This is a genomic window from Enterobacter cloacae complex sp. IR53041 (genome assembly GCF_049238285.1).
In the GTDB taxonomy this organism is placed as follows: Bacteria; Pseudomonadota; Gammaproteobacteria; order Enterobacterales; family Enterobacteriaceae; genus Enterobacter; species Enterobacter roggenkampii.
Genome location: NZ_JBMKHB010000024.1, coordinates 1 through 22,982 on the forward strand (window position 1 = coordinate 1; position 22,982 = coordinate 22,982).

Annotated in this window: 20 protein-coding genes; 13 read left to right on the forward strand and 7 right to left on the reverse strand. The window is 57.0% G+C overall.

Features of this window, described 5'->3' with window-relative positions; all coding sequences use genetic code 11:
* Positions 1-157: 157 nt before the first annotated feature.
* The 4 genes from katG to metB all read right to left on the reverse strand — a co-directional run bounded on the left by katG (position 158) and on the right by metB (position 7,195).
* Positions 158-2,338 (reverse strand): catalase/peroxidase HPI, encoded by a 2,181-nt coding sequence (gene katG, locus ACOTXF_RS16690; protein ID WP_232927049.1) that lies wholly within the window; start codon positions 2,336-2,338, stop codon positions 158-160.
* Between the two features lie 147 nt (positions 2,339-2,485).
* Positions 2,486-3,373 (reverse strand): methylenetetrahydrofolate reductase, encoded by an 888-nt coding sequence (gene metF, locus ACOTXF_RS16695; RefSeq protein WP_047745752.1) that lies wholly within the window; start codon positions 3,371-3,373, stop codon positions 2,486-2,488.
* Between the two features lie 226 nt (positions 3,374-3,599).
* Positions 3,600-6,032, reverse strand: coding sequence for a bifunctional aspartate kinase/homoserine dehydrogenase II (locus tag ACOTXF_RS16700; protein ID WP_047745754.1), 2,433 nt, complete (start codon positions 6,030-6,032; stop codon positions 3,600-3,602).
* A 2-nt stretch (positions 6,033-6,034) separates the two neighbouring features.
* On the reverse strand, positions 6,035-7,195 hold the full coding sequence (gene metB / locus ACOTXF_RS16705; protein ID WP_021242813.1) for a cystathionine gamma-synthase: 1,161 nt from the start codon (positions 7,193-7,195) through the stop codon (positions 6,035-6,037).
* A gap of 276 nt (positions 7,196-7,471) precedes the next feature.
* On the opposite strand from metB, the gene metJ reads away from it, so the two are divergent.
* Entirely contained in the window at positions 7,472-7,789 is a 318-nt protein-coding gene (metJ, locus tag ACOTXF_RS16710; protein ID WP_003862042.1) for a met regulon transcriptional regulator MetJ, read from the forward strand.
* 48 nt (positions 7,790-7,837) lie between these two features.
* Here metJ and rpmE read toward each other — a convergent pair whose 3' ends face one another.
* Positions 7,838-8,050, reverse strand: coding sequence for a 50S ribosomal protein L31 (rpmE, locus tag ACOTXF_RS16715; RefSeq protein ID WP_003862040.1), 213 nt, complete (start codon positions 8,048-8,050; stop codon positions 7,838-7,840).
* A 200-nt stretch (positions 8,051-8,250) separates the two neighbouring features.
* Between rpmE and priA the strand changes: the two genes are divergently transcribed.
* The 7 genes from priA (at position 8,251) to rraA (ending at position 16,210) form a co-directional block, all read left to right on the forward strand.
* Positions 8,251-10,446, forward strand: a complete 2,196-nt coding sequence (gene priA / locus ACOTXF_RS16720) for a primosomal protein N' (protein ID WP_025912299.1) — start codon at positions 8,251-8,253, stop codon at positions 10,444-10,446.
* 119 nt (positions 10,447-10,565) lie between these two features.
* A complete protein-coding gene (cytR, locus tag ACOTXF_RS16725) occupies positions 10,566-11,591 on the forward strand; it encodes a DNA-binding transcriptional regulator CytR (protein WP_047745756.1) in 1,026 nt (341 codons plus the stop codon).
* A 93-nt stretch (positions 11,592-11,684) separates the two neighbouring features.
* Positions 11,685-12,674, forward strand: coding sequence for a cell division protein FtsN (ftsN, locus tag ACOTXF_RS16730; RefSeq protein WP_047745757.1), 990 nt, complete (start codon positions 11,685-11,687; stop codon positions 12,672-12,674).
* Positions 12,675-12,768: 94 nt separating this feature from the next.
* Positions 12,769-13,299: an ATP-dependent protease subunit HslV gene (gene hslV / locus ACOTXF_RS16735; RefSeq protein WP_008501802.1), complete on the forward strand. Its 531-nt coding sequence runs from the start codon at positions 12,769-12,771 to the stop codon at positions 13,297-13,299.
* A gap of 9 nt (positions 13,300-13,308) precedes the next feature.
* Complete coding sequence (gene hslU, locus ACOTXF_RS16740) at positions 13,309-14,643, forward strand: HslU--HslV peptidase ATPase subunit (protein ID WP_008501803.1); 1,335 nt, start codon at positions 13,309-13,311, stop codon at positions 14,641-14,643.
* A 68-nt stretch (positions 14,644-14,711) separates the two neighbouring features.
* Positions 14,712-15,632, forward strand: coding sequence for a 1,4-dihydroxy-2-naphthoate polyprenyltransferase (gene menA, locus ACOTXF_RS16745; protein WP_008501804.1), 921 nt, complete (start codon positions 14,712-14,714; stop codon positions 15,630-15,632).
* Positions 15,633-15,724: 92 nt separating this feature from the next.
* On the forward strand, positions 15,725-16,210 hold the full coding sequence (gene rraA / locus ACOTXF_RS16750) for a ribonuclease E activity regulator RraA (RefSeq protein ID WP_008501805.1): 486 nt from the start codon (positions 15,725-15,727) through the stop codon (positions 16,208-16,210).
* Between the two features lie 583 nt (positions 16,211-16,793).
* Here the strand turns inward: rraA and zapB are convergent.
* Entirely contained in the window at positions 16,794-17,033 is a 240-nt protein-coding gene (gene zapB, locus ACOTXF_RS16755; RefSeq protein ID WP_023326318.1) for a septal ring assembly protein ZapB, read from the reverse strand.
* A 410-nt stretch (positions 17,034-17,443) separates the two neighbouring features.
* Here zapB and ACOTXF_RS16760 point away from each other — a divergent pair, with 410 nt between their 5' ends.
* The 4 genes from ACOTXF_RS16760 (at position 17,444) to fpr (ending at position 21,791) form a co-directional block, all read left to right on the forward strand.
* Entirely contained in the window at positions 17,444-18,289 is an 846-nt protein-coding gene (locus tag ACOTXF_RS16760; protein ID WP_014885705.1) for an MIP/aquaporin family protein, read from the forward strand.
* A 21-nt stretch (positions 18,290-18,310) separates the two neighbouring features.
* A complete protein-coding gene (gene glpK / locus ACOTXF_RS16765; RefSeq protein WP_032654106.1) occupies positions 18,311-19,819 on the forward strand; it encodes a glycerol kinase GlpK in 1,509 nt (502 codons plus the stop codon).
* Between the two features lie 118 nt (positions 19,820-19,937).
* Positions 19,938-20,948 carry a class II fructose-bisphosphatase gene (gene glpX, locus ACOTXF_RS16770; protein WP_023293599.1) on the forward strand — a complete coding sequence of 337 codons (1,011 nt, stop codon included), beginning with the start codon at positions 19,938-19,940 and terminating at the stop codon, positions 20,946-20,948.
* A gap of 96 nt (positions 20,949-21,044) precedes the next feature.
* Entirely contained in the window at positions 21,045-21,791 is a 747-nt protein-coding gene (fpr, locus tag ACOTXF_RS16775) for a ferredoxin--NADP(+) reductase (protein WP_021242807.1), read from the forward strand.
* Here the strand turns inward: fpr and ACOTXF_RS16780 are convergent, their stop codons facing one another.
* Positions 21,792-22,211: a DUF805 domain-containing protein gene (locus tag ACOTXF_RS16780; RefSeq protein ID WP_008501811.1), complete on the reverse strand. Its 420-nt coding sequence runs from the start codon at positions 22,209-22,211 to the stop codon at positions 21,792-21,794.
* Positions 22,212-22,323: 112 nt separating this feature from the next.
* On the opposite strand from ACOTXF_RS16780, the gene ACOTXF_RS16785 reads away from it, so the two are divergent.
* The gene (locus ACOTXF_RS16785) at positions 22,324-22,920 is read left to right on the forward strand and encodes a DUF1454 family protein (protein ID WP_232927045.1); all 597 of its coding nucleotides are present in this window, start codon (positions 22,324-22,326) and stop codon (positions 22,918-22,920) included.
* Positions 22,921-22,982: the final 62 nt, after the last annotated feature.

Consider the following 22,982-nt stretch of genomic DNA (forward strand, 5'->3'; position numbering starts at 1 on the left):
ATAGCGAGTCTCCTCTTCTATGCCAGTTATAACTGTTACCCATGTATCCGGTCTAAAGTGTTACCCATGTTTCCGGTTCATACCCTACGCTTACCCGGCCTACATGGCACTTTAATTTGTAGGCCGGGTAAGGCGTAGCCGCCACCCGGCACACTGGCTACTTCACGTCAAACCGATCCAGATCCATGACCTTCGCCCAGGCGGCAACGAAGTCGCGGACAAACTTCTCATGCGCATCATCGCTGGCGTAAACCTCGGCCAGCGCGCGCAGGACGGCGTTAGAGCCGAAGACCAGATCGGCGCGGGTGGCGGTATATTTCACTTCACCGCTGGTGCGATCGCTTCCGGCAAACAGCTCATTGGACTCATCGGTCGCCTTCCACTGCGTGTTCATATCCAGCAGGTTCACGAAGAAATCAGTGCTCAGCACGCCCTCACGGTTGGTAAACACGCCGTTCTTGCTGCCATCAAAGTTGGCACCCAGTACGCGCAGGCCGCCGATCAGCACCGTCAGTTCTGGCGCAGTCAGCGTCAGCTGTTGGGCTTTATCAATCAGCAGAGACTCCGTGGTGGACACATCTACCTGCGCACGGTAGTTGCGGAAACCATCGGCAATCGGTTCGAGCAGGTTAAACATCTCGATATCCGTCTGATCCTGACGCGCATCAACGCGGCCCGGCGTGAACGGTACGGTGACATACACACCTGCCGCTTTTGCGGCCTGCTCAACGCCTACCACACCCGCCAGCACGATGATATCGGCCAGAGAGGCTTTGTTGGTGGTGCGCTGGATAGCTTCCAGGGCTGGCAGCGCGCGAACCGCCGCAGCGTTCACGTCCCAGTCGCGCTGAGGCGCCAGCGCCAGACGCGCGCCGTTGGCACCGCCACGCTTATCGCCACCGCGGAAGGTCGAGGCTGACGCCCAGGCAACGGAAACCAGTTCGCTCACGGAGAGACCAGAGGCAGCGATTTCCGCCTTCAGGCTTTCAATGTCTTCTTTCGTCGGATTGAACACCGCCTGCGGCAGCGGGTCCTGCCAAATCAGATCTTCTTTCGGCACTTCCGGGCCAAGGTAACGCGATTTTGGCCCCATATCACGGTGGGTCAGCTTGAACCAGGCACGCGCGAAGGCTTCGTTGAAAGCCTGCGGGTCGTTCAGGAAGCGGCGGGAAATCTTCTCGAATTCCGGGTCGAAGCGCAGCGTCAGGTCGGTGACCAGCATGGTAGGCTTGCGTTTTTTCGACGGGTCGAACGGATCGGGCATGATTTCCGGCGCATCCACGGCTTCAAACTGAATCGCCCCTGCCGGGCTGCGGGTCTGTACCCATTCGTATTTGAACAGGTTCTCGAAGAAGTAGTTGCTCCACTGGGTCGGGGTTTGTGACCAGATGACCTCCAGCCCGGAGGTAATGGCATCAGCACCAACCCCCGTGCCGTACGTGCTGGCCCAGCCCAGGCCCTGTGCTTCAATCGGTGAGGCTTCGGGGTCGGTACCCACGTGGGTGGCTTCACCCGCGCCGTGAGTCTTGCCGAGGGTGTGGCCGCCTGCAATCAGCGCGACGGTCTCTTCGTCGTTCATGCCCATGTTGCCGAAGGTTGCGCGAATCGCAGCCGCCGCTGACAGAGGTTCACCGCTGGCGTTCGGCCCTTCCGGGTTCACGTAGATCAGGCCCATTTCGGTGGCTGCCAGAGGACGCTTAGCCAGCGCTTCCGGGTCACGGTGGGTCAGCCAGGCTTTTTCATCACCCCAGTTCACGTCCAGATCCGGTTCCCAGACGTCTTCACGCCCGGCACCAAAACCAAAGGTACGGAAGCCGGAGTTCTCCAGCGCCACGTTACCCGCGAGGATAAACAGGTCGGCCCAGGAGATTTTTTGTCCGTATTTTTTCTTGATAGGCCACAGCAGACGGCGCGCTTTATCCAGGCTTACGTTATCCGGCCAGGAGTTCAGTGGCGCAAAGCGCTGTTGACCGCGTCCTGCCCCACCGCGCCCGTCCACGGAGCGATAGGTACCCGCACCGTGCCACGCCATACGGATAAACAGGCCCGCATAGCTGCCCCAGTCGGCAGGCCACCACGGTTGAGAGTCGGTTAAAAGTGCTTTGAGGTCGCCTTTAAGGGCAGAGTAATCAAGCTTGCTGAATTCTTTGCGGTAGTCGAAGTCTTCACCCAGCGGGTTCGAACGATTGGAATGTTGGTTAAGAAGATCGATGCGGAGTTGTTTTGGCCACCAGTCGCGGCTGCCTGTACCTGCGCCCGCGCTGTGATCGACGCCGCCCTGATGGAACGGGCATTTGCCGACTGATGCCGCTTTATTGGTCTCGTCTGACGTGCTCATCGCTATGCTCCCTTTTACAGTGTTACCGTTACGATATACACCACTAGCAATAAGTTATAGTTGAATTAATCCACAGATTCGATAGCTGATACCTTTTAACTTTTTACCCTGTTAAAAAGCCCTCTATTTAAGAGGGCTTTTGGTGTTTTACGCGGGGCGAACGCCCAGAGTATGGCATATGGCATAGCTCATCTCCGCGCGGTTTAGCGTGTAGAAGTGGAAGTCTTTCACCCCTTCACGGCTTAAGATTTTCACCATGTCCATCGCGATATTGGCCCCCACCAGCTTGCGGGTTTCCGGGTCATCATCCAGACCTTCGTACATTTTGGACATCCACAGCGGGATGCGCACGTTGGTCATATCGGCGAATTTCTTCGCCTGTTTGAAGTTAGAGACCGGCAGAATGCCCGGGATAATTTCAACGTCGATGCCCGCGGAGACGCAGCGGTCACGGAAGCGCAGGTAGCTTTCGACATCAAAGAAGAACTGGGTAATGGCGCGGTTGGCACCGGCCTCCACTTTACGCTTGAGGTTAAGCAGATCCGCCTGGGCGCTTTTCGCTTCCGGGTGAACTTCAGGGTAAGCAGCCACGGAGATATCGAAATCTGCCACCTCTTTCAGCAGCCCGACCAGGTCGGCCGCATACATCTCTGGCTTGCCGCTGCCGGGCGGGAGGTCGCCGCGCAGTGCGACAATATGACGGATGCCGTTATTCCAGTAGTCCTGGGCGATGGAACGCAGCTCGTCGCGGGTAGCGTCGATACAGGTGAGGTGCGGCGCCGCTTCCAGACCGGTACGATCTTTGATGCCTTTAATGATGCTGTGCGTACGGTCACGCTCGCCAGAGTTCGCACCGTAGGTCACGGAGACAAACTTTGGTTTCAGGCTGCTGAGACGATCGATAGAGCTCCACAGGGTTTGCTCCATTTCACTGGTGCGCGGCGGGAAAAATTCAAAAGAGACGTTAATCTGACCGTTTACTTCGGCCAGGCTCTGGTTCAGTGCTTCCCGCTGGTTGGCGTGAAAAAAGCTCATACCCTACCCCTATCAATCGCGTGTCATTGTCTGTTGTTTTGTGAACTTCTATACGTTTAGACGTCCAGATGTAAAAATGACGGAAAAGCGGAGGGACGTCAATAGAAATAATCAACAATAACGGTGAGGTTTGCTCAGGGAAGATGAGGGAAATTCATGATGGGGGTGAGTGCATCAGACTGCACTCACCCTAACCCTCTCCCACAGGGAGAGGGTAATTGAGTTTTTACAGCAGCTTAGCCAGACGGTTGATGTCGGACTGGATCGCCCCGGCGGTGACGTCGCGCCCGGCGCCCGGGCCGCGGATCACCAGCGGGTTATCGCGGTACCAGCGGCTTTCGATGGCGAAGACGTTATCGCACGGCAACAGCGCCGCCAGCGGATGTTCAGGACGCACCGCCTCGACACCGACGCGCGCTTTTCCGTTGGCCTCAAAACGTGCCACGTAGCGCAGCACCAGCCCCATCTCGTTCGCCGCTTCCAGACGCTGCACCATCTGCTCGTTAAGCTCTTCACCATTTTCAAAGAAATGATCCACAGAACCCTCTTCACAGCCGGCAGGCACCAGCGACTCGACGCGGACGGAATCCGGCTCGATGTCATAACCGGCTTCGCGCGCCAGGATCACCAGCTTACGCATCACGTCTTTACCGGAGAGGTCAACGCGCGGATCGGGTTCCGTTAAGCCCTGCTGCCACGCCTGATCCACCAGGTCAGTGAACGGCACGGTGCCGTCAAACTGCAGGAACAGCCAGGAGAGCGTACCGGAGAAGATACCGCTCAGCGCCAGAATGCTGTCGCCGCTTTCAATCAGGTCGCGCACGGTGTGGTTTACCGGCAGGCCCGCGCCCACGGTGGCGTTATACAGCCAGTGACGGCCGGTTTTTTCAAACGCGTCGTGGATCTGGCGGTATTTATCGGTGCTGCTTGCCCCCGCCAGTTTGTTCGCACTGATGACGTGGAAACCGTGGCTGGCGAAATCAAGATACTGATCGGCAAGCTGTTCGCTGGCGGTCACGTCCAGCACCACCAGATCGTCATACGGGTGCGCGCGCATCCACAGGAACAGCGACTCTTCATCCTGCTCGACGGCTTCATCATTAAAGAAGGCAAGCGCGCGGCTGGCATCCAGCCCTTCGTAGTTCAGCAGGCTGCGGCGGCTGTCCACCACGCCTGCGAGAATAAATTCAAACCCGGTACGCGCCGAGAGCGTGACCTGTTCGCGGGCGAACAGCTCCAGCCAGCGGGAACCGATGTTGCCTTTACCAAACAGCACCAGGCCGATGCGTTTTTCCGCGCGAAACAGAGAGGTATGCAGACCCTGAATCAGGCTTTCGGTTGGCCCTTTGCGCAGAACGGCAACCAGGCTGATGCCCTCTTCCGACTGCCAGGTGAACTCCACCGGCTGGCCTTTCAGCTGCTGCCAGAAGCGGTGGCAGTGCAGCGGGTTACGGGTGACGCCCGCGCCCACCATCGCCACCAGCGCCAGCCCCTGACGCAGGCGAAGCTCGCCCGGCAGGCCCGCTTCATCCAGAATTTTCAGCGCGCTGTCCGCCACTTCTGCGGTATAGCAGAACTGCAGCAGCTGGCGGTCATTATGAACACCCACGGCCAGCGGACGCACCTGGGCGCGTTTCAGGATCGTGTCGATCTCTTTATGTGCCAGCCTGAAGTCCTGGCCCGCAGGAACCTGGAACTCAATCAGGCAGATGTCGTCGTGGCTGGTGACAATACGCGCCCCGGTACCGGAGGCCAGCACGCGCTCAATGCGCGTGGAGCCTTGATCCGGGGTGTAGCTGCAGCGCAGCTGCAGGTCGATATCGCTACCGGAAACCGGCTGCAGCGTACGGGCGTGCAGCACCGGTGCCGCCAGACGCGCCAGCTCGCTGGCTTCATCCAGGCGCAGCAGCGGCAGCAGGCAGGCATCTTTTACTTTGCGCGGGTCCGCGCTGTAAACACCGGCCACGTCGCTCCAGATGGTGACGCGGGACACGCCCGCCAAAGCACCGATTTGCGTCGCCGAGTAGTCGGAGCCGTTACGGCCCAGCAGCACGGTTTCACCCGCGTTGCTGCGGCTGATAAAGCCGGTGACGACAATACGTTTGCCCGGATGCTGCACCAGCAGCTGCTGTAGCAACGGGTAGGACAACCCTTCATCCACCTGCGGCTGCGCGGCGCGTTCCGCGCGCAGGAAATCACGCGCGTCGAGCCAGGCCGCTTCCACGCCCAGGTGTTGCAGAACCGCAGCCATCAGGCGCGCGGACCATACTTCACCGTGGCCCACCACTTCGGCATACACCGCATCGGTAATGCCGCTGTCCAGCAGGGCAGCCAGACGCTCAAGATCGTGCGTGAAGGCGCTGATCAGCCCGTCCGCCACGTCCGCAGGCAGCAGGCCGGCAATCAATTCGCTCTGATAGCGACGTAATGACTGTTGCACCTGATGCGCAGAAAGGCGATCGGTCTGGCTCAGTTTCAGCCAGCTAATCAACTGGTTGGTGGTGCTGCCCGCCGCCGAGACAACCATCATGTCACCCGGCTGTGAATATTCCGTCATGATCCCTGCGACGCGCAGGTAACATTTCACATCAGCAAGACTACTACCACCAAACTTGTGCAGCTGACGACCCTTCGCCCCTGCCTGCGCTATCACACTCATGATTACCCCTTGGCTGCGACCCGGAAGCCATTTTCCAGATCGGCAATTAAATCTTCAGAATCTTCGATACCGGTTGAGATCCGCAGCAACGTCTCAGAAATCCCGGCGGCGGCACGTGCTTCGGGTGCCATACCTGCGTGCGTCATGGTCGCGGCGTGGGAGATCAAGCTTTCAACCCCACCTAAGGATTCCGCCAGCGTAAACAATGACAGCCCGCTCAGGAAGCGACGCAGCGTTTGCTCGTCACCGTCCAGTTCAAAACTTAACATCGCGCCAAACCCTTTCTGCTGGCGCGCGGCAATCTCGTGCCCCTGATTTTCCGGCAGCGACGGGTGATACAGCTTCTTCACCAGCGGCTGGGTTTTCAGGAAGTCGACAATCGCCTGAGCATTGCGCTGCGCCACGTCCATGCGCGGCGACAGCGTGCGGATACCGCGCAACAGCAGGTAGCTGTCGAAGGCGCCTGCGGTGACGCCAATATTATTGGCCCACCATGCCAGTTCGGTGACAACATCCGGATCTTTGGCAATCACCACGCCTGCCACCACGTCAGAATGGCCGTTCAGATATTTAGTGCATGAATGCAATACCAGATCGGCACCCAGTGCGAGTGGGTTCTGAAGGGCCGGACTGAGGAACGTATTATCCACTACACTTATCGCTCCCGCATCCCTTGCGAGTTGACAAATTTTCGCAATATCGACAACGCGCAACAATGGATTGCTTGGACTTTCTACCAGAACCAGCTTCGGTTTCTCTGCCAGCGCCTGTTTCAGCGCCTGTTCATCGTTTTGATCGACAAACAGCACGCGATAGCAGCCGCGCTTTGCCAGGCTGTCAAACAGACGATAGCTGCCGCCGTAACAGTCGTGCGGCGCAACCAGCAGGTCGCCAGGCTTCAGGAACACCGTGGTCACCAGATGAATGGCAGACATGCCGGTATTGGTTAATACTGCCCCTGCGCCACCTTCCAGCTCGGCCAGCGCGCGCTGGGTCACGTCACGCGTAGGGTTGCCACGACGCGAGTAGTCATGCGCGCGGGGTTCATTAAATCCGGTGAAGTTGTAGGTACTGGAAAGATGAATGGGCGGGACAACGCAGCCGTACTGCTCGTCATCATTTAATCCGCTACGCACTGCGATAGTGGCCTGTTTACGCGTCATGGTGAGGGCTTCCTGGCGAATGAGGTGAAAAGTCAGGCACCAGAGTAAACATTGAAAGTATGGACGTCAATACATCTGGACATCTAAACTTCTTTGCGTATAGATTGAGCAATGCGAAAATAGCCGTTAAAATTATATGCTTTAGTGCACGCTGCAGCGGCAATATCCGTGCCACGGTATCGTCTCTACGGTAAACTAGGCAAGATTGCGGTTCAAAACGGGTGGTTACCGGTTTTGCACCTTTAGATAAATGACTGAGAGGATTAAAGGTATCTCATGGCTGAATGGAGCGGCGAATATATCAGCCCATACGCTGAGCACGGTAAGAAGAGTGAGCAAGTAAAGAAAATTACGGTTTCCATTCCTCTGAAGGTGTTGAAGATCCTCACCGATGAACGTACGCGTCGTCAGGTGAACAACCTGCGCCACGCAACCAACAGCGAACTGCTGTGCGAAGCGTTTCTGCATGCGTTTACCGGTCAACCGTTGCCGAACGATGACGATCTGCGCAAAGAGCGTAGTGACGAAATCCCGGAAGAGGCGAAGGTGATCATGCGTGAACTGGGTATTGACCCGGAGACGTGGGAATACTGAGAAGCGGATACAAAAAAGGCACCTTGCGGTGCCTTTTTTTCGGGAAACTTATTTAGCGCCCGGGATGCTGAAACGCTTGTTGAAGCGGTCAACACGGCCACCGGTTGCAACATCACGCTGCTTACCAGTGTAGAACGGGTGGCATTTGCCGCACACGTCCAGGTTCAGATCGTGACCCACGGTAGAGCGGATCTGGATAGAGTTACCGCAAGAACAGTTTGCAGTAATCATTTCGTATTTCGGGTGAATATCTTTTTTCATGGGAGAACCTCAGTTAAGGCCGCGTCGCTCTTCCAGCCCTAACGCCAGACACCACGCGATGTTGATTGTAAGTTCTTTGGCGTAAAGTACACCAAAGGCGGCGAATCATACAGAATTTGACCAACGTATGCAAACTGATCCGCACGCCGCTTTTACTAATGTGTATACTAACGCGCCACTTTTCAAGTCAGGAAGATTCGATGCCCGTCGCTCACGTTGCCCTGCCCGTTCCGCTTCCCCGCACCTTTGACTATCTGCTGCCCGACAGCATGAGCGCCAAAGCGGGCTGTCGCGTGACCGTGCCGTTTGGCAAACAGCAGCGCGTGGGGATCGTCGTCTCCGTCAGCGATAAGAGCGAACTGCCGCTTAATGAACTGAAATCGGTCGTTGAGGTGCTGGACAGCGAGCCCGTCTACTCCACCAGCACCTGGCGACTGCTGCTGTGGGCGGCGGATTATTATCATCACCCCATCGGCGACGTCCTGTTCCACGCCCTGCCAATTATGCTGCGTCAGGGCAAGAGCGCCAGCCATGCGCCAATGTGGTACTGGTTTGCCACGGAGGAAGGCCAGGCCGTCGACATCAACAGCCTGAAGCGCTCGCAGAAACAGCAGCAGGCGCTGGCGGCGCTGCGTCAGGGGAAAATCTGGCGGCATCAGGTCGACGAGCTTGAGGTCAGCGAAACGGCGCTACAGGCATTAAGAAAAAAAGGGCTGAGCGACCTGGCAAGCGAGGCGCCTGCCCTTAACGACTGGCGGGAGAGTTTCTCCGTTTCAGGGGATCGCCTGCGTCTGAATACCGAGCAGGCCACCGCGGTAGGCGCAATTCATAGCGCCTCCGATCGTTTCTCTGCCTGGCTGCTGGCGGGGGTCACCGGTTCCGGCAAGACCGAAGTTTACCTGAGCGTGCTGGAAAACGTGCTCGCGCAGGGCAAACAGGCGCTGGTGATGGTGCCGGAAATTGGCCTGACGCCGCAAACCATCGCCCGATTCCGCGAGCGCTTTAACGCGCCGGTTGAGGTTCTGCACTCCGGCCTGAACGACAGCGAGCGGCTCAGCGCCTGGCTGAAAGCGAAAAACGGCGAAGCAGCGATTGTGATCGGCACCCGCTCGTCGCTGTTCACGCCGTTTAAAAATCTTGGCGTTATCGTGATCGACGAAGAGCACGACAGCTCCTATAAACAGCAGGAAGGCTGGCGCTATCACGCCCGCGATCTGGCCGTCTACCGCGCGCACAGCGAGCAAATTCCTATTGTTCTGGGATCCGCCACGCCTGCGCTCGAAACGCTGCACAATGTGCGCCAGCGTAAATACCACATGCTGCGCCTGACGCGTCGCGCGGGGAATGCCCGTCCGGCCATTCAGCACGTGCTGGATTTGAAAGGCCAGCAGGTCCAGGCGGGGCTAGCGCCCGCGCTGATTACCCGCATGCGCCAGCATTTGCAGGCGGGGAATCAGGTCATTCTGTTCCTCAACCGTCGCGGATTTGCACCTGCCCTGCTGTGCCACGACTGCGGCTGGATTGCCGAATGCCCGCGCTGCGATCACTACTACACCTTCCATCAGGCCCAGCGTCATCTGCGCTGCCACCACTGCGACAGCCAGCGTCCGGTGCCGCGCCAGTGCCCGTCGTGTGGCTCAACGCATATTGTGCCGGTCGGTCTGGGGACGGAACAGCTGGAGCAGGCGCTTGGGCCCTTTTTCCCGGACGTGCCGATTTCGCGTATCGACCGGGACACCACCAGCCGCAAAGGCGCACTCGAACAGCAGCTGGCGGAAGTGCATCGCGGTGGCGCGCGCATCCTGATTGGCACCCAGATGCTGGCCAAAGGCCACCACTTCCCGGACGTGACGCTGGTCGCCCTGCTGGACGTGGACGGCGCGCTGTTCTCGGCAGATTTCCGCTCCGCCGAGCGCTTCGCCCAGCTTTACACCCAGGTTGCCGGACGTGCAGGACGCGCCGGTAAACAGGGCGAAGTGGTGCTGCAAACGCACCACCCGGAGCACCCGCTGCTGCAAACCCTGCTGCACAAAGGCTATGACGCCTTTGCCGAGCAGGCGCTGGCCGAACGCCAGACCATGCAGCTACCGCCGTGGACCAGCCACGTCATCATCCGCGCGGAAGATCATAACAATCAGCAGGCGCCACTTTTCCTGCAGCAGCTGAGAAACCTCCTGCAGGCCAGCCCGCTGGTGGATAGTCAGCTGTGGATTTTGGGCCCGGTGCCTGCCCTCGCGCCAAAACGCGGCGGCCGTTTCCGCTGGCAGATCTTGCTCCAGCACCCCTCGCGTATTCGTCTTCAGCATATTGTTAGCGGCGCGCTGGTGCTGATTAACACCCTGCCCGAAGCGCGAAAAGTGAAGTGGGTCCTGGACGTCGACCCTATCGAAGGCTGAAGCTGGATCGAAAAATTTAACGCTCCTCACACTTTTTATGAAAATTCTGTAACCGATTCCATTAACTATCTGTAAAAATGGTGATGTCAGAAGTTCGGTGTTCAGGCGAGGAGAAGACGTTGAAGTCCAGGAAAGAGGTTGCGGCTGCGACCATGAAAGACGTTGCCCAGAAAGCACAGGTCTCTACGGCAACAGTATCCCGCGCATTAATGAACCCGGATAAAGTCTCCCAGGCGACCCGTAACCGGGTGGAGCAGGCTGCGCTTGAAGTGGGCTATTTTCCGCAGGCAATGGGACGTAACGTCAAACGCAACGAGTCGCGCACCATCCTGGTGATTGTGCCGGACATCTGTGACCCTTTCTTTAGCGAGATCATCCGCGGTATTGAAGTCACGGCGGCGGAGCAGGGGTACCTGGTGCTGATTGGCGACTGCGCCCATCAGAACCAGCAGGAAAAAACCTTCATCGACCTCATTATCACCAAGCAGATCGACGGCATGCTGCTGCTTGGCTCTCGCCTGCCGTTTGATGCCAGCATCGAAGAGCAGCGTAATTTACCGCCGATGGTGATGGCCAACGAGTTTGCGCCAGAGCTGGAGCTGCCGACGGTCCATATCGATAACCTTACCGCCGCGTTCAACGCCGTAAACTATCTCCAGGAGCTGGGGCATAAGCGTATTGGCTGCATCGCCGGACCGGAAGAGATGCCGCTGTGTCACTACCGCCTGCAGGGATACGTTCAGGCGCTGCGCCGTACCGGCGCTACGGTCGATCCGCACTACATTGCGCGCGGTGATTTTACCTTCGCAGCCGGTGGACAGGCGCTGGAGAAACTTCTGGACCTGCCTGAGCCGCCAACCGCCGTATTTTGCCACAGCGACGTGATGGCGCTGGGCGCATTATCGTATGCCAAACGCCGCGGTCTTCGCATACCGAAAGATTTATCCATCATCGGATTCGATAATATTTCGCTTTCGGAATTTTGCGATCCGCCGCTCTCAACGGTCGCTCAGCCGCGCTACCAAATCGGCCGCGAAGCGATGCTGCTTCTGCTGGATCAGCTTCACGGTCAAACAGTTAGCAGCGGCTCACGGTTGCTGGACTGCGAACTGATCGTCCGCGGCACGACCCAGGCATTGACTTAAAGTAAACGTCTTTCGGATACCCTTATCTGGTCAAAGCCCCGCCGCTTAAGTAACATGGCGGACTGACGAACGAATAAATACAGCGAAACGATAGTGGCACAACGAGATTATGTACGTCGCGGCCAGCCGGCACCTTCGCGACGCAAAAAGAGTAGCTCAAGAAAAAAGCAACGTAACCTGCCTGCTGTCTCGCCAGCAATGGTCGCTATTGCTGCGGCTGTAGTCGTCGCCTTTATTGGTGGCCTGTACTTTATCACGCACCATAAAAAAGAAGAGTCTGAGGCGCTTCAGGCCAGTAAAGTCGCCGGAAATGGCCTCCCTCCGAAGCCTGAAGAGCGCTGGCGCTATATCAAAGAGCTGGAAAGCCGTCAGCCTGGGGTACGTGCGCCAACGGAACCTTCTGCGGGTGGTGAAGTGCAGAATGCGAATCAGCTGACGGATGAACAGCGTCAGCTGCTGGCACAAATGCAGGCCGATATGCGCCAGCAGCCTACGCAGCTGAACGAAGTGCCGTGGAATGAGCAGACGCCGGAACAGCGTCAGCAAACGCTGCAGCGTCGCCAGGCACAACAGCAGATTCAGCAGCAACAGCAGTGGGCGCAAACCCAGCCGGTACAGCAGCCTAAGGCACAGTCGCGGGTAACGGAACAGCCGTATCAGCAGCCGACGCGTACGGTGCAGTCTCAGCCTGTCCAGCAGCAGCCTAAAGCGCAGCAGCAGAAGCAGGCGGCTCAGCCGTATCAGGATCTGCTCCAGACGCCAGCGCATACCACTGCGCAGCAGCCGAAAACGCAGCAGGCCGCGCCGGTCACGAAAGAGACCGAAGCGCCGAAGCAGACGGCGGAGAAAAAAGACGAACGTCGCTGGATGGTACAGTGCGGTTCGTTCAAAGGTGCGGAGCAGGCGGAAACGGTGCGCGCGCAGCTGGCCTTTGAAGGGTTTGATTCGCGTATTACCACCAATAACGGCTGGAATCGCGTGGTGATAGGTCCGGTCAAAGGCAAAGAAAATGCCGATGGCACCCTTTCTCGTTTGAAAATCGCCGGTCACACAAACTGCATTCGACTCGCCTCCGGGGGTTGAAACCCCCAAAATCCCCCCCATCTATCATTTAATTCAGCCCTGGGCACAGGCTCAGGGCTTCTGTTTCCCGATTCTGTAACCAGGGGGTCTGCTCGTGACAACAATAGTAAGTGTACGCCGTAACGGCCATGTGGTAATCGCCGGTGATGGCCAGGCCACGCTGGGTAATACCGTCATGAAAGGCAACGTGAAGAAAGTGCGTCGTCTCTACAACGACAAAGTGATCGCCGGTTTTGCAGGCGGCACGGCGGATGCCTTCACGCTGTTTGAACTGTTTGAACGTAAACTGGAAATGCACCAGGGTCATCTGGTGAAAGCCGCCGTTGAGCTGGCAAAAGACTGGCGTACCGACCGCATGCTGCGCAAGCTCGAAGCGCTGCTGGCGGTAGCCGATGAGACCGCATCGCTTATCATCACCGGTAACGGTGACGTGATTCAGCCGGAAAATGACCTGATTGCCATCGGCTCTGGCGGCCCTTATGCCCAGGCTGCTGCCCGCGCACTGTTGGAAAATACCGACATGAACGCGCGTGATATCGCGGTGAAGGCGTTGGATATTGCAGGTGATATCTGCATCTATACCAACCACAACCACACCATCGAAGAATTGACCTCCAAAGCGTAAGGATCTCCCATGTCTGAAATGACCCCACGCGAAATTGTCAGCGAACTGAACAAACACATTATCGGCCAGGATAACGCCAAGCGTTCCGTGGCTATCGCCCTGCGTAACCGCTGGCGTCGTATGCAGCTTGACGAAGAGCTGCGCCACGAAGTGACGCCGAAAAACATTCTGATGATCGGCCCGACCGGCGTCGGTAAAACCGAAATCGCCCGTCGTCTGGCGAAGCTGGCCAACGCACCGTTCATCAAAGTTGAAGCCACCAAGTTCACCGAAGTGGGCTACGTGGGTAAAGAAGTGGACTCCATCATCCGCGATCTGACCGACTCGGCGATCAAAATGGTGCGCGTCCAGGCGATTGAGAAAAACCGCTACCGTGCGGAAGAGATGGCCGAAGAGCGCATTCTCGACGTGCTGATCCCACCGGCAAAAAACAACTGGGGTCAGGCTGAACAGCAGGCGGAACCGTCCGCGGCGCGTCAGGCGTTCCGCAAAAAGCTGCGTGAAGGCCAGCTGGATGATAAAGAGATTGAGATCGATCTCGCTGCCGCGCCAATGGGTGTGGAAATCATGGCACCTCCGGGCATGGAAGAGATGACCAGCCAGCTGCAGTCCATGTTCCAGAACCTGGGCGGTCAGAAGCAAAAAACGCGTAAGCTGAAAATCAAAGACGCGATGAAGCTGCTAATTGAAGAAGAAGCGGCGAAGCTGGTGAATCCGGAAGAGCTGAAGCAGGACGCTATCGACGCGGTTGAGCAGCACGGTATCGTGTTTATCGACGAAATCGACAAAATTTGTAAGCGCGGCGGCAACAGCTCCGGCCCGGACGTGTCCCGCGAAGGCGTTCAGCGCGACCTGCTGCCGCTGGTAGAAGGCTGCACCGTCTCCACCAAGCACGGCATGGTGAAAACGGACCACATCCTGTTTATCGCATCAGGTGCCTTCCAGGTTGCCAGCCCGTCGGATCTGATCCCGGAACTGCAGGGCCGTCTGCCTATCCGCGTTGAGCTGCAGGCGCTGACGACCGAAGACTTCGAACGTATCCTGACCGAGCCAAACGCCTCTGCAACCGTTCAGTACAAAGCGCTGATGGCAACCGAAGGCGTGAACCTTGAGTTCACTGAAGACGGTATCAAACGTATTGCCCAGGCTGCATGGCAGGTGAACGAAACCACCGAAAACATCGGTGCGCGTCGTCTGCATACCGTGCTGGAACGCCTGGTGGAAGATATCTCTTACGACGCGAGCGATCTGAACGGTCAAACCGTTACCATTGACGCAGAATATGTGAGTAAACATCTGGATGCGTTAGTGGCAGATGAAGATCTGAGCCGTTTTATCCTATAATCGCGGTTACTGGATTCTCATCACGTTTAATGGGGGCTAATGCCCCCATTTTTATTGGCTAAATACTTATGACTGACATCAGCCGTACTCAGGCGTGGCTCGAAAGTCTGCGCCCTAAAACACTCCCTCTGGCCTTTGCCGCGATTATCGTCGGTACGGCGCTTGCCTGGTGGCAGGGTTATTTCGATCCGCTGGTTGCCGCGCTGGCATTGATTACCGCCGGCCTGCTGCAAATTCTCTCCAACCTCGCCAACGACTATGGCGACGCGGTGAAAGGCAGCGACAAACCTGACCGCATCGGGCCGCTGCGTGGGATGCAAAAAGGGGTGATTACCCAGGCGCAGATGAAGCGCGCGCTGATTATCACCGTGGTGCTGATCTGTTTATCGGGTCTGGCGCTGGTGACAGTGGCGTCTAAGACCCCCAGCGATTTTATTGGCTTCCTGGTGCTGGGTTTATTGGCCATTATCGCAGCCATCACCTACACCGTCGGCACGCGTCCTTACGGCTACATTGGGCTCGGGGATATCTCCGTACTGGTGTTCTTCGGCTGGCTGAGCGTGATGGGAAGCTGGTACTTACAGGCGCATACGGTGATCCCTGCGCTGTTCCTGCCTGCGACCGCCTGCGGTCTGCTGGCGACCGCGGTGCTCAACATCAACAACCTGCGCGATATCGACAGCGACCGGGAGAACGGCAAAAACACCCTGGCGGTCCGTCTGGGGCCGGTGAATGCGCGTCGCTACCATGCCTGCCTGCTGATGGGTGCCCTGGTCTGCCTGGCGCTGTTTAACCTTATTTCCCTGCACAGTCTGTGGGGCTGGCTGTTTGTGCTTGCCGCGCCGCTGCTGATTAAGCAGGCCCGTTTTGTAATGCGCGAACGCAGCCCGGCCGCCATGCCGCCAATGCTGGAACGCACGGTAAAAGGCGCGCTGCTGACTAACCTGTTGTTCGTCATCGGGATTGTCTTAAGCCAGACGCTCAGTTAGCTGACAAATATCAATTAACAATTGATGATTTTGCCAACAACGCATTTCGCACGATATACTGAACACATTCGCAGCAACTGAGCGTTAAACCTATGAAATACGATACCTCCGAGCTTTGTGACATCTACCAGGAAGATGTCAACGTCGTTGAACCGCTGTTCTCCAACTTTGGTGGGCGGTCGTCGTTTGGCGGACAGATCGTCACGGTGAAATGTTTCGAGGATAACGGGTTGTTGTACGATCTGCTCGAACAGAACGGCCGTGGCCGCGTACTGGTGGTCGATGGCGGTGGTTCCGTACGCCGCGCATTGATTGATGCTGAGCTGGCCGGTATTGCCGCACAAAACGAGTGGGAAGGCATTGTGGTGTACGGTTCCGTGCGCCAGGTGGACGATCTGGAAGACCTGGATATCGGGATTCAGGCCATCGCAGCCATACCGGTAGGGGCGGCAGGTGACGGCATCGGCGAAAGCGACGTGCGCGTTAACTTCGGCGGCGTGACCTTCTTCTCCGGCGACCATCTCTACGCCGATAATACCGGCATTATCCTTTCCGAAGATCCGCTGGATATCGAGTAATAAAACCGTAAGCGTGAACCATAAAAAAACCGCCAACAGCAATGTGGCGGTTTTTTTGTCCCTCGGGATTCGCGGTCCGTTGGGAAGGCTTGCAACCTTTGACCAGGGTTTTTATCTTACCCTGATTCAAATCTCAGGTAATCCCCTCGACCCTTTATAAATTCCTAATTATCTATACAGACCTTAACTACGCTACTGTTGCTGACTATGATGCTGCGTCCCTTTCCGCCATCTCGCACATGGGCATCGGTCCAGGGAAAGGTGTCTTCACAACCGTAAAGCAACCCTTGATCAGGCTTGTGTCCACCGACTTATCACCGGTGGTGAACGGTGGAGCGGTTAGCTGCAGGGACCGCATAATGAAACGCTATTTATGTATCGCGTTCATTGTCGCCAGCGTACTCGTTGTAAAGAGTGATGAACCGAATGTGTTCGTTGCTTTTACTATGATAGCGCAGGACAAGTAGCGTTAAGGCCGCCTCTGGCGGCCTTTTTTATGGTGATCGCCGACTGACATCAAACCATAAAAAAAGCCGGGTGGCGGCTTCGCCTTACCCGGCCTACTCATTAATCCCAATGGGAATTAAACCTCTTCCATACGTCCCAGCAGCGCCTGCAGGCGATCCTGCCAGCCGTTCTGCTGTTCGCGCAGCTGGTTGTTTTCGCGCTCCAGTTCTTCGCGGCTGTGCTGCGCGTTCTGTACTTCCTGCGCGAGGCTGCTGTTCTTCTCTTTCAGCTCTTCAATTTCCATCTGCAGCAGGGTGATGGTGTCAATCGCCTGCTGTACTTTCGATTCCAGTTTCTCAAACACTTCTAAAGACATGATGCTACCTCTCCTGAATTGCAAGGCGACGCTTTAACATAAACGCGCACGACATATACCGTCGATTGTATGGAGCGCGGCGCTCTGTGTCCAGCGACACACCGCGCAGATCGCGGTTTGCAACACTTTTAGGTCTGGTCCTGGTGCGTTCGCGTCATATACCCCTAAATTGTTAACTGATTCGTTAATGAAATGATTCAGCTCACATTCCTGTACTGATCCTGTACTGCAGCAAAAATGTGCTTTATGGCGCGAAAACGCTCATTTTATTGACGCAGACCACACATTTCGATTTCGATATTTCTCGTTTTTGCTCGTTAACGATAAATTAACACTATGTCTACAGGGCATCGTGGCTGTCACGGGCGGCCATGCTAACAATAAACATCAATTTCTTCAGGATTCCGATTATGAGTCAGACATCAACCTTAAAAGGCCAGTGCATTGCCGAGTTCCTTGGTACCGGGTTGTTGATATTCTTCGGAGTGGGCTGTGTCGCTGCACTGAAAGTGGCGGGTGCCAGTTTTGGTCAGTGGGAAATCAGTATCATCTGGGGTCTGGGCGTGGCGATGGCCATCTACCTGACTGCAGGGGTGTCTGGTGCACATCTTAACCCGGCGGTGACTATCGCACTGTGGCTGTTCGCGTGCTTCGACGGACGCAAAGTAGTTCCTTTCATTCTTTCTCAGTTTGCCGGCGCGTTTTGCGCAGCGGCGTTAGTTTACGGGCTTTATTACAATCTTTTCATCGACTTCGAACAGACGCATCATATGGTGCGCGGCAGCGTCGAAAGTCTGGATCTGGCAGGCATCTTCTCAACCTATCCAAACCCGCATATCAATTTTGTGCAGGCGTTCGCAGTTGAAATGGTGATTACCGCTATTCTGATGGGCGTTATCCTGGCGCTGACCGACGACGGAAACGGCATTCCGCGCGGCCCGCTGGCCCCACTGCTGATTGGCCTGCTGATTGCGGTGATTGGTGCCTCCATGGGCCCGCTGACCGGCTTCGCGATGAACCCGGCGCGTGATATCGGACCTAAAGCGTTCGCCTTTATCGCAGGCTGGGGCGACGTCGCCTTCACCGGTGGCAAAGACATTCCTTACTTCCTGGTACCGCTGTTTGCGCCAGTTGTCGGGGCTGCGCTGGGTGCGTTCAGCTACCGCAAATTAATTGGTCGCCATTTACCGTGCGACACCTGTGTGGAAGAGGAGAAGGAAACGACTTCTACCGCACAACAAAAAGCTTCGCTGTAATCTGACTACGGGACACATACCATGACCGAAAAAAAATATATCGTTGCGCTCGACCAGGGCACTACCAGCTCCCGCGCTGTCGTAATGGATCATGACGCGAACATCGTCAGCGTGTCACAGCGCGAATTTGAGCAAATTTATCCTCGTCCAGGCTGGGTCGAACACGACCCAATGGAGATCTGGGCGTCACAAAGCTCCACGCTGGTCGAAGTGCTGGCAAAAGCCGATATCAGTTCCGACGAGATTGCCGCGATTGGTATCACTAACCAGCGTGAAACGACGATTGTCTGGGAACGTGAAACCGGTAAGCCTATTTACAACGCCATCGTCTGGCAGTGCCGCCGTACCTCTGAGATCTGCGAGCAGCTGAAGCGCGACGGCATGGAAGAGTACGTGCGCAGCGCCACCGGTCTGGTGGTTGACCCGTATTTCTCTGGCACCAAAGTGAAGTGGATCCTCGACCACGTGGAAGGTTCACGCGAACGTGCAAAACGCGGCGAGCTGCTGTTCGGCACCGTCGACACCTGGCTTATCTGGAAGATGACCCAGGGACGCGTCCACGTCACCGACTACACCAACGCCTCGCGTACCATGCTGTTCAACATCAACACCCTGGAGTGGGATGACAAGATGCTGGACGCGCTGGATATCCCACGTGCGATGCTGCCTGACGTGCGCAAGTCTTCTGAGGTTTACGGCCAGACCAACATCGGCGGTAAAGGCGGCACCCGTATTCCTATCGCCGGTATTGCCGGTGACCAGCAGGCGGCGCTGTTCGGCCAGCTGTGCGTCAAAGAAGGGATGGCGAAGAACACCTACGGCACCGGCTGCTTTATGCTGATGAACACCGGCGAGAAAGCGGTGAAATCAGAAAACGGCCTGCTGACCACCATCGCCTGTGGACCACGCGGCGAAGTGAACTATGCCCTGGAAGGTGCGGTGTTCATGGCCGGTGCGTCTATCCAGTGGCTGCGCGACGAGATGAAGCTGATCAGCGATGCGTTCGACTCCGAGTACTTCGCGACCAAAGTGAAAGACACCAACGGCGTGTACGTGGTGCCTGCGTTCACCGGTCTGGGCGCGCCGTACTGGGATCCGTATGCACGCGGCGCAATTTTTGGCCTGACGCGTGGTGTTAACTCTAACCACATTATTCGCGCCACCCTGGAATCCATCGCCTACCAGACGCGCGACGTGCTGGAAGCGATGCAGGCGGACTCCGGCATTCGTCTGCACGCCCTGCGCGTGGACGGCGGTGCGGTAGCGAATAACTTCCTGATGCAGTTCCAGTCCGACATTCTGGGCACCCGCGTTGAGCGTCCTGAAGTGCGTGAAGTCACGGCGCTGGGCGCGGCATACCTTGCCGGTCTGGCGGTAGGCTTCTGGCAGAACCTGGACGAGCTGCAGGAAAAAGCGGTGATCGAACGCGAATTCCGCCCTGGCATCGAAACCACCGAGCGTAACTTCCGCTACAGCGGCTGGAAGAAAGCGGTGAAACGCGCCCTGGCGTGGGAAGAGCACGACGAGTAATCATATATTCCCTCTCCCCTAGGGAGAGGGTCAGGGCGAGGGGACCGCACCGGTCCCCTCGCCCCTCCCCACTCTGTGATAAACTTCGTGCAATTCCTTTTGATTGTACGAGTACCTCATGAAACGTGAACTTGCTATCGAGTTTTCCCGCGTCACCGAAGCGGCTGCCCTTGCAGGCTATAAGTGGCTGGGTCGTGGTGACAAAAATACCGCAGACGGCGCAGCCGTCCATGCCATGCGCATTGTGCTTAACCAGGTCAACATCGACGGCACCATCGTGATCGGCGAAGGCGAGATCGACGAAGCGCCAATGCTCTACATCGGTGAAAAAGTCGGTACCGGCAAAGGTGATGCCGTGGATATCGCCGTCGACCCGATCGAAGGTACGCGCATGACCGCAATGGGTCAGGCCAACGCCCTGGCGGTGCTGGCCGTGGGCGATAAGGGCTGCTTCCTTAACGCGCCGGATATGTACATGGAAAAGCTGATTGTCGGTCCCGGTGCGAAAGGCGCAATCGACCTCAGCCTGCCGCTGGAAGAGAACCTGCGTAACGTCGCCAGCGCGCTGAACAAACCGCTGAGCGAACTCACCGTCACCATTCTGGCCAAACCGCGCCACGACGCCACCATCGCGCAGATGCAAAAGCTCGGCGTGCGCGTGTTTGCCATTCCGGATGGTGACGTTGCCGCCTCGATCCTGACCTGCATGCCGGACAGCGAAGTAGACGTGCTGTACGGCATCGGCGGCGCGCCGGAAGGCGTAGTCTCTGCGGCAGTGATCCGCGCGCTGGACGGCGATATGCAGGCTCGTCTGCTGCCCCGCCACGAGGTGAAAGGCGACAGCGAAGAGAACCGCCGTATCGGGGAAAACGAGCTGGCACGCTGCGAAGCGATGGGCATCGAGGCCAACAAAGTGCTGGCGCTGCATGATATGGCGCGCAGCGATAACGTGGTCTTCTCGGCGACAGGTATCACCAAAGGCGATCTGCTGGACGGCATCAGCCGCAAGGGCAATATGGCCACCACTGAAACGCTGCTGATCCGCGGAAAATCACGCACCATTCGCCGCATCCAGTCTATCCACTATCTCGACCGCAAAGACCCGGACGTACAGACGCACATTCTGTAAAACCGTTTGATCGATAGAGCTTTCCGGCCCAAATGGGCTGGAAATCTCCCCGTTAAGTACGGAAGATAGAACAGAGAAACAGCACAGGAGAAGATCATGGCGGACTGGGTAACAGGTAAAGTCACAAAGATACAGTTCTGGACCGATGCGCTATTTAGTCTCACCCTGCATGCTCCCGTCCACCCGTTTAAAGCCGGGCAATTTGCGAAGCTGGGGCTGGATGTCGACGGCGAGCGCGTGCAGCGCGCCTACTCTTACGTTAACGCGCCTGATAACCCGGATCTCGAGTTCTATCTGGTCACCGTTCCTGACGGTAAACTCAGCCCGCGCCTTGCCGCCCTCAAGCCCGGCGACGACGTGCAAATCGTGAGTGAAGCAGCAGGCTTCTTTGTGCTCGAAGAGATCCCGGATTGTGACACGCTCTGGATGCTGGCAACCGGTACGGCCATCGGCCCTTATCTCTCTATTTTGCAGTACGGCAAAGACCTGGAGCGTTTTAAAAACATCGTGCTGGTTCACGCTGCGCGCTACGCCGCAGACCTGAGCTACCTGCCGCAGATGCAGGCGCTGGAACAGCAGTACGGCGGAAAGTTAAAGATTCAGACGGTGGTCAGCCGCGAAACCGTAGCAGGAACGCTGACCGGTCGCGTGCCGGCGTTAATTGAGAATGGTGCCCTGGAAGAGGCGGTGGGTTTACCGATGACGGCTGAAACCAGCCACGTCATGCTGTGTGGCAACCCGCAGATGGTACGCGACACGCAGCAGCTTCTGAAGGATACCCGGCAGATGACGAAACATCTTCGCCGCCGACCGGGCCATATGACCGCCGAACACTACTGGTGATCAGCGGTATTTCACCTCAACGGTGTCTTTACCGTATTTGTTTTCGCTCTGGGTGCCAATAAACGCGCCCAGATCGACAACCATCATCACGAAGATGACCGACGGCAGCAGCCTGCCCACCACCCACGGCAGGATGGACGGAAGCATCGCCCAGTTTCCCGCCACCAGCATCCACGCCAGAATAATCAGAAATGCCCACGCGCCGGAACGACCGCGATCGTGCAGGCGTTTCACCACGACAGCCGCCGTTGGCCAGAGCAGGCAGACCAGCGCAAATGCCGCCGTTTGCGTGCTCAGCCACGCGTTATAGGCGACGAAAAACAGAAGCAGCATGGCGACAACCCACGTCACCATCCAGATCCAGAAATCACGGCGTCCAATACGCCCTTTGAATGAAAACAGCCACTGCTGTATGGTCATGTAAGGTTCCTTATTATCGTTTAGCCCGCATTTTACCCTGGAGTTGTGACCTTTTGACAAGCCGACCAGATATCGTTTTAATCATGAGCACTTACGGCCAGGGGCAATGTTGATGAAAAGTTCGGCACATTCTCTATTCCTGTGTTTAGCGCTGCTCAGCGCGGGTTTTACCCTGCACGCCGCCGAAACCACAGCCCCGACCAGAGCACCGTACCTGCTGGCGGGCGCACCGTCGTTCGATCAGTCCATCAGCCAGTTTCGTGAAGCCTTCAATCAGGCCAATCCCACGCTGCAACTGGATGAGTTTCGTGCCATTGATGGCCCCCGCGACACGCCTACCCTGACCCGTGCGGCAAGCAAGATTAACGAGAATTTGTATGCCTCCACGGCGCTGGAGCGCGGGACGTTAAAAATCAAAAGCATGCAAATCACCTGGCTGCCAATACAGGGCCCAGAACAGAAAGCCGCGAAGGCGAAAGCGCTGGAGTACATGAGCGCGGTATTGCAGGCGTTTACCCCTGCGCTGACGAAAAAGCAAAGCCAGCAAAAGCTGCAAAAACTCCTCACCGCCGGTAAAAATAAGCGTTACTACGCCGATACCGAAGGCGCGATCCGCTATGTTGTGGCGGACAACGGCGAAAAAGGACTGACCTTCGCTGTTGAACCGATTAAGCTGGCACTATCTGACACCCTCGGCGGGGCGAATTAATGACAAAAAGCAAAGCCTTTCGAGGGAAAATCTCTATACTGATTCACAGACCATGCTGCCCG